7 protein-coding genes are annotated in these 8040 nt (G+C 39.3%); all 7 read right to left on the bottom strand.

What is annotated here, in order from left to right; translation table 11 throughout:
• Positions 1-90: 90 nt before the first annotated feature.
• The 7 genes from hisC to C4S38_RS07530 all read right to left on the bottom strand — a co-directional run bounded on the left by hisC (position 91) and on the right by C4S38_RS07530 (position 7971).
• Positions 91-1128 (bottom strand): histidinol-phosphate transaminase, encoded by a 1038-nt coding sequence (gene hisC / locus C4S38_RS07560; protein ID WP_103983200.1) that lies wholly within the window; start codon positions 1126-1128, stop codon positions 91-93.
• Positions 1125-2405 (bottom strand): histidinol dehydrogenase, encoded by a 1281-nt coding sequence (gene hisD, locus C4S38_RS07555; RefSeq protein WP_103983199.1) that lies wholly within the window; start codon positions 2403-2405, stop codon positions 1125-1127. Before hisD ends, hisC begins: the two co-directional genes overlap by 4 nt.
• A 2-nt stretch (positions 2406-2407) precedes the next feature.
• A complete protein-coding gene (gene hisG / locus C4S38_RS07550) occupies positions 2408-3259 on the bottom strand; it encodes an ATP phosphoribosyltransferase (protein ID WP_099462862.1) in 852 nt (283 codons plus the stop codon).
• Between the two features lie 248 nt (positions 3260-3507).
• Positions 3508-3825, bottom strand: coding sequence for a DMT family transporter (locus C4S38_RS07545; RefSeq protein WP_099462863.1), 318 nt, complete (start codon positions 3823-3825; stop codon positions 3508-3510).
• Between the two features lie 62 nt (positions 3826-3887).
• Positions 3888-4604 carry a DUF5036 family protein gene (locus tag C4S38_RS07540; protein WP_103983198.1) on the bottom strand — a complete coding sequence of 239 codons (717 nt, stop codon included), beginning with the start codon at positions 4602-4604 and terminating at the stop codon, positions 3888-3890.
• Between the two features lie 46 nt (positions 4605-4650).
• A complete protein-coding gene (locus C4S38_RS07535) occupies positions 4651-5103 on the bottom strand; it encodes a DUF4268 domain-containing protein (RefSeq protein WP_099462865.1) in 453 nt (150 codons plus the stop codon).
• A 3-nt stretch (positions 5104-5106) separates the two neighbouring features.
• On the bottom strand, positions 5107-7971 hold the full coding sequence (locus tag C4S38_RS07530; protein ID WP_103983197.1) for a M16 family metallopeptidase: 2865 nt from the start codon (positions 7969-7971) through the stop codon (positions 5107-5109).
• Between the last annotated feature and the right edge of the window lie 69 nt (positions 7972-8040).

The following is an 8040-nucleotide window of genomic DNA, read 5'->3' as shown; positions in this document are numbered from 1 at the left end:
CGAATCATTTGTAGAGTTGATACTACAAAGGTAACTTCAGCTTAACTATTTTCATTCTCTTTGGCGAGTTTTTTTTATCTCATGGGGATTTCATAATGGAATACTTTTCAAAGCATTTAATATCATTTTATTCTCTTCCGGCGTACCAACCGTAATGCGTAAACAGCCCCGGCACATGGTTACATTATTGCGATTACGTACAACTATGCCTTGTTTTACTAAATAATTATATGCATTATTGGCATTTCCTACTTCCACCAATAAAAAGTTGGCATCCGAAGGATAAACCTTAAACATATAAGGAGGTTCTACCAAAGCTTTCTCCAAGCGTGCACGTTCATAAAGAATCACCCGCAATTCCTCACGCATGTTTTTCTCATTTTCCAACACGGCCAATGCTGCTTCCTGTGAAGGTTTACTCACGTTATACGGATACTTTATTTTATTAAAGACACCTATAATTTCAGGAGAAGCAAATGCCATACCCAAACGAATTGCAGCCGCTCCCCAAGCTTTTGATAAGGTCTGCAGAACAATTAAATTGGGATATTTATCTAATTCCGAAAGAAACGAAGGCTGGGAAGAAAAATCTATATATGCTTCATCTATCACAACAAGTCCCTGAAACCTATCCAGTATTTTACATATTTCATTCCGGTTTAAACTATTTCCGGTAGGATTATTCGGAGAACACAGAAAAACAACTTTAGTCCAATTGTCATCCAACTCTATTATTTTATCCGCATCCAGATCAAAGTTGCTATTTAATAAGACCTTTTTACATTCCACATTATTCAAATTGGCACATACTTCATACATGCCATACGAAGGATCGATCATAATTGCACAATCCATCCCGGGTTCGCAAAACGCCCTGAATATTAAATCGATAGCCTCATCACTTCCGTTTCCCAAAAATATAGAAGATGTCTCAACACCTTTTAGTTTCGAAATACGTTCTTTCAATTGTATTTGCAAAGGATCCGGATAACGGTTATATGCTGTATTCCATGGATTCTCGTTTGCATCCAGAAATACGGAAGCTTCCCCATGAAATTCATTTCTTGCAGACGAATATGGCTTCATGTTCCATACATTTCGCCTTACCAATTTTTCCAAACTAATCATAATGTCTTCAGTCTAACAGTTACAGCATTACGGTGTGCATCCAGCAACTCATTTGCAGCCATCGTCTGAATTGCGCCACCTAAGTTACGTATTCCCTCGGAAGTAATCTCCTGGAAAGTGATCTTTTTGATGAAACTATCCAGATTCACGCCACTATAAGCTTTTGCATAACCATTAGTAGGCAATGTATGATTTGTCCCCGAAGCATAGTCGCCGGCACTTTCCGGCGTATAAGCACCCATGAAAACACTTCCCGCATTCTCTACTTTTTCGGCTACATCAGAATAGTTTTCCATTTGAATGATCAAATGTTCCGGGGCATATTGGTTCGTAAAATCAATCACTTCCTGTTCATTGTCCAAAACAATAATACGGCTATGGGATAACGATTTCTCTGTAATTTCTTTACGACTCAGCTTTTCCAACTGACCTTCGATAGCCCGTACGACTTTGTCTACAATATACTCCGATGTTGTAACCAATATGGCCTGGCTATCCACACCATGTTCTGCCTGCGATAAAAAATCGGCAGCAATAAAATCGGGATTAGCTTTTTCATCAGCAATCACTTCCACCTCAGATGGACCGGCAGGCATATCTATTGCCACATCTTTCAAACTTACAAGTTGTTTCGCAGCCGTCACATATTGATTTCCCGGACCAAATATCTTATACACCTTTGGTACAGACTCCGTACCATAAGCCATTGCAGCAATAGCTTGTATTCCTCCTATCTTAAATATTTTATTCACACCCGCAACTTCTGCCGCAAATAATATGGCAGGATGTACTCTACCGTCTTTATCCGGCGGCGTACATAATACTACCTCTTTACATCCGGCAATACGCGCCGGAACAGCCAACATTAATACTGTGGAAAACAATGGCGCCGTTCCTCCCGGAATATACAAACCGACTTTCTCTATGGCAACTGCTTTTTGCCAACATGTCACGCCAGTAGTCGTTTCCACCTTCTGGCCTGTAAAACGCTGTGAAGCATGGAATTTCTCTATATTTCCCTTTGCCGTACGGATTGCCTGTTGCAATTCGTCTGACACCAGATTCTTAGCTTCGTTAATTTCTTCTTCGGAAACCTGTAAATCAGAAAGCGTTACATTGTCAAACTTTTCTTCGTATCGTCTTACTGCCGCATCACCTTCTGCGCGTACTTCATTCAAAACCGGACGAACCGTATCAAATAACATACTTACATTCAATGCCGGTCTGGTCAATAATAAAGGCCATTCTTCCCTTGACGGATATTTAATGATTTCCATAGCTATAATATCATTTTCTCAATAGGGATAACCAAAATGCCTTCTGCCCCCAATGATTTAAGTTTACCAATAATTTCCCAAAAATGTTTCTCTGCTATAACAGATTGAACAGAAACCCAATCTCCATTAGCTAAAGGAGTCACCGTCGGACTTTTCATTCCCGGTAATACTTCTATAATCTCATTCAGTTTTTCCTTTGGAGCATTTAATAATACGTATTTCTTGCCTTCCGCTACTTGAATTGCCTCAAAACGGAACAATAGTTCATCCAAAATAGCTTGCTTTTCTTCCGACAATTCATTATTTGCAATCAGCAAAGCTTCGCTCTGCATAATTACTTCAACTTCTTTCAATTGGTTGCTCACCAAAGTACTGCCAGAACTTACAATATCAAAAATGGCATCTGCCAGACCAATGCCCGGAGCTATTTCTACCGAACCGCTGATAACATGAAATTCGGCTTTTACTTTTTTTTCGGCCAGATAAGCTTTCAAAATCTCCGGATATGATGTAGCAATCGTTTTTCCTTCAAACCATTCGATGCCCTTATATTCTTCCTCTTTCGGAATAGCCAGAGATAAACGGCACTTACTGAATCCCAGACGTTTTATCAGTTTGGCTTCCCCACCCTTTTCTACGTATTCATTTTCTCCAACGATGCCTATATCTGCCACGCCATTGGCTACAGACTGTGGTATATCGTCGTCACGCAGAAATAATACTTCTACAGGAAAGCCTTTTGCCGATAAAAGCAGAATACGTTTCCCCCGGTTCAACTTGATGCCGGCTTCTTCCAGCAATAACATGGTTTCGTCGTATAAACGACCTTTTGATTGTACTGCAATTCGTAACATAAGTATTTTGTTTTAAAATTATCATCTTAAAAACAAAATAAGGCTTACCGTATAAACGGCAAGCCTTACTTGTTTATTGCGAATCTTTACTATCACACAGCCCACCGAACTATTGCCCGTTGTAATGATGATGGCGATGATGTAAAGCTATTCTTTTCATTTATTTCATTATTTACGTCACAAAGTTACAATAATTATTCATTTAACAAATAAATCTGTCAAAATATTATCTATTCCAGCTTAATTTTTCACGATGCTAATTTCAAACCTATTATTCCGGCAATAATTAAGAAGGCCGATAGCAAACGCCAAATACTTGCCGAGTCATGAAAAAAGAAAATACCGATCAACAAAGTTCCTACGGCACCAATGCCTGTCCACACAACATAAGCCGTACCAATAGGGATCGTTCGTTGAGCCATATACAAAAAATAACCGCTCAGTCCCATCGATACAACGGCTAAGGCTAGATACAGAAAACGCAATCCCGTTGTCTGTGCCAGTTTCATACCAACCGGCCATCCTATTTCAAAGAAGCCTCCCAGCAATAAATAAATCCATCCCATTTCCTTACTTATTATTTATACCATTAAGTGTGGCTATAAATCTCATTTTATATTAATCAATATTAGTTTACGCGGACAGTCACACTTGTGTAAACATTGCCCAAACGAATATAGACCTCATATGTACCCGATATACCGTTAAATTCAGTAGATGTTCTATTTAAAGTCATTCGCAATACACCATCACCGGCAGAAATATCGAATACTTCAGAAACGCCGCCATACCAAAAACATTCCGTATTTTTAGGCAATTCCATTGAAACCGTTTCACCAACATAAGTTACCGTTCCGAGAGATTTTCCATACTCAGGCAGACCTTGTGCATCAGGATAAACAGAAACATATTTCACAATAGCTCCGGTTTGAACATCATCAACTGCAATCGGAGCTACGACATAAAAACGATAATAGGCAGCCCCGGCCATTATCGCCCTGGTTCCCGAAGGAAAATCAAAGACAGTTTCCGCATCAAAAACCTGATACATATTTCCTGTTGCCACAGCAACCTCACGTACAAGGTTATTTAATCTTGGTTCAACCTCTTTTCCTATTCCGCCAACATTACCAATTTCGGAAATCAGACACGAATTGGTATAGAAATTATTCGCTTTATTTATATAAACATCAGATGTTCCAAGTCGTGTCTTTCCGTTTTGCTCGTTAAGCATATTAAGAGAAACCGTTCCTTCCGGATCATCTGGCACATCATCTTTAGAACAAGATGTTCCTAAAAACAAAACTCCAGCAAACAAAAGCTGGAACAACACATTTTTCTTCATTTTTATTATTTTGTAGTTATAATAGACAAAAGTACGACAAAAACCTTTACTCTCTCAGATACTCAGCAATCTTCATAAAATTTCTTTCTAATAAATACATCTGGCGCGACATAAAAGAAAAGAATTCGCCCCAATGCTCCCGACGATGAAAGTCTATACCTTCTTTTGCCGTATAAATACGTGCTACTTCATTTCCGGCTTCACGTGTATAACAAATATCCCAGATAAGTCCGTTTGGAAAATCTTTTTCCAGAACTTCTTTGTACCAGGTCAGTTTTTCAAACATCTCAAGACGTTGGTCTTCCTGACGATGAGCAACCTCCAATATCACATAAGCACCGTTTCGTGTAGCGTCGAACTTCAACTCCACTCCTTTTACTTTCGTATTCAACGTCCAAACTTTTTTCCTTCCGCGTAGATAAGGCTGAACTTCACAAAAAGCAGCAAAACTTTCCCAAAACTCTACTTTCAGGTTCTTTAATTCGTCTTTACTATACATTTATTATTTATAGATGTCTTTTCTTTTTACTTTGACGATCGTTCCGAACGATGCCAGTTTTTTCATATCAATATGCTTAGAACTTCCTACAATAGCATATACAACCGGACGTCCTGCCACATGTTTTTCATAGAAACCGGAAATATCTTTCATGTGCATATTCTCAATATCCGCCAATAACTCCCGGTTCGGATCTGTATTATATCCATTACGCAAAGCGGTATATATTTTAGGAGAAATCTGTCTGAATGAAGGATATTCATTATTCACAGAGTTTAATATCGATTGCTTAACTGCATCGACACGCGCTTCCGGACGTTCGGGCATTTTCTTTATCAACGAATCGAGTACAGTCATTGCATCCAATGTTTTGTCTCCCTGCGTAGAAAGCATAGTAACAAATGTAGCAGGCTTGTCCGGCAACTTAGCCGACGGTTGATTAATACGGGCATTTACACGATATGCAAATGAACGGAATTCCCTTATCTCCTGAAACATCAACGAAGACATATCTCCACCAAAATATCCGGTAAAGAGTTTTGCAGCATGACGCGTCTCCTCATCCTTCAACGCATCTCCCGGTATATATCCGTAAACTATACTTTGCGACACATCCGGCATATCGAAAAAGTAGACAACCGGTTCGTCATAAGACAATGTTTCCCGATAATACGGATAAGCAGAAGGAACATTAATTTCCTGAACCGGCAAATTCTCTTTTAACAAAGAAATCACCTCATCCATAGAATGTGAACCGCAATAATGGATAGAGCATTCTACTTTACGAGCCTCGTTAAAAGCGTCTACCAACTCCTGGCCTTTCAATTTCTTTATCCGGGACAACGGCAATTTCGTCCAGAAACGGGACTGTTCACCATACATCACTTTTTCCAACAATGCTTTTGCCAAACTTTCACTGGATTTCGCAAACGCTTTATTGCTTACCTTCGCATCGTCAACAATTTGGCCTAGCTTTTTATTATCAGCTTTAGCATGACGCATAAAATCACCTACTAAAGTAAGTGTTTCTTGTAAATTTGCCTCAAAACCACTCACCTTAACATCAAAATCCGTATCGCTCACCTCAAAAGCCAACGTACTTCCCAATGTCTGCAAACGATTACGAAAATCATTGAAAGACAAAGAATCCGTACCGATAAAATGCAAATAACCGGCTGTCTGGTTCAATATAGGCCGTTCCAATGCACCTATACCAAAAACCAAATGCAAAGAAAATATATCATTTACCGGATTAGGAGAAGCATACAGAGTTGCCAATGAAGTAACCGGCCGTATTTTTATATCTTTCTCGAAATCAAGCAAACGTGGTTCCAGCTCTTTTTCCGGCATTTCCTGTAATTGCTTCACATAATTGGAAGTAGCATCTTTATTCCTCGGTACTACCGGAGTATAATCCGGCTTAGGAAGATTATCCTTCGGATATTTACCCGTTTTCTTCGTTACATATAAATAGTTTTCATTGAAATATTTACGCGCCACGTCCATAACATCTTCTTTTGAAAGATCATCAATGCGGGCAACTTCATCCAAATAATCGTTCCAGCTTTTCCCTTGTGAAAAGATACGCATCATAGCTTGTGCACGCACACTTATATCTTCTAATCCGGAATCATATTCACGCTTTTGTTCAAGTTTCAGGCTCTGGAAAGTCTCTTCACTAAAATCTCCGGTTTTAATACGGTTTATTTCCTTCCAAACCAATTTTTCGGCAGCCGAATAAGATTGGACAAACAATTTCGGGACAACAAGAATTCCCAGAATGCCTGCCTCGTTCATACTCTCATTCACAGCCATAGAAGCCATAACTTTATGCTCCACTGTCAGTTTATCCAGGTAGCCGGTTCCGTTTGAATTGTTCAGAAGCGCCATTGCTATATTCAAAGCCACCTTATCTTTATGATTGGCCGGTACGCCTCTGAACCCCAATGCCATTGCTTTCACAAATGGTATCGGAACCTTTATTTTCATCTTTTCCTTACCTTTAAAAGGAGGGATCTCTACAATCTCCCTCTGAGGTGCTTCACCTTTACGGATACGCGAAAAGGCAGATTCTAAAATAGGTAAAACGGTTTTGGCATCAAAGTCGCCACTTAATATCAATCCCATATTAGATCCCACATAATACGTTTCAAAGAATTTCTGCATTTCGGATAAACGAGGATTCTTCAAACTTTCGGTACTCCCTATAATCGGATAAGCATACGGATGCGGATAAAAATAGCGCTCAGTCAATTTTTCAATTGCCTGGCTACCGATCATATCGCTATACATGTTCTTCTCTTCATATACTGTTTCCAGTTCACTCTGAAAAAGACGAAAAACCGGATTCAACAAACGTTCGCTGTTTATTTCTGCCCATTGCGTAATATATTGCGGAGAGAAAGTATTGAAATAAACAGTAAAATCGTAAGAAGTCCCGGCATTTAATTTAGTGCCGCCATATCTGGAAATCAAACGGTCGAACTCATTCGGGATAACATATTCTGCGGCCCGGACACTCATTTCATTAATCTCTTTTTGAATAGACGAGCGTAATTTGCTGTCTTGAGTAGCAGCCAATTCATCATATTTTGCGGCAATAGAATCCAATACTACCTTTTCGGCATCATAATCTGTCGTGCCGATTTTATCGGTACCTTTAAACATCATATGCTCAAAATAATGGGCAATGCCCGTATTCGGACAATCTTTAGAACCGGCTTTCACCACAACAGCACCAAAGACTTTGGGTTGTGTATGATCTTCATTCAGCCAAACGGTTAAACCATTGCTCAACGTATGCTCATAAACTTTGAGCGATTCCGGTATCTGAGCAGATAGGATATTTGTATAACATGTAAGTGCCATGATTTGCAATAGATGTTTCATCAGAACTTCATAAGTTCGTAAATATTGCAACAAATATACAATTTTCCG

It is taken from the genome of Parabacteroides chinchillae (assembly GCF_900108035.1).
Taxonomy (GTDB): domain Bacteria; phylum Bacteroidota; class Bacteroidia; order Bacteroidales; family Tannerellaceae; genus Parabacteroides; species Parabacteroides chinchillae.
This window is presented reverse-complemented; position numbering and strand designations above follow the sequence as displayed.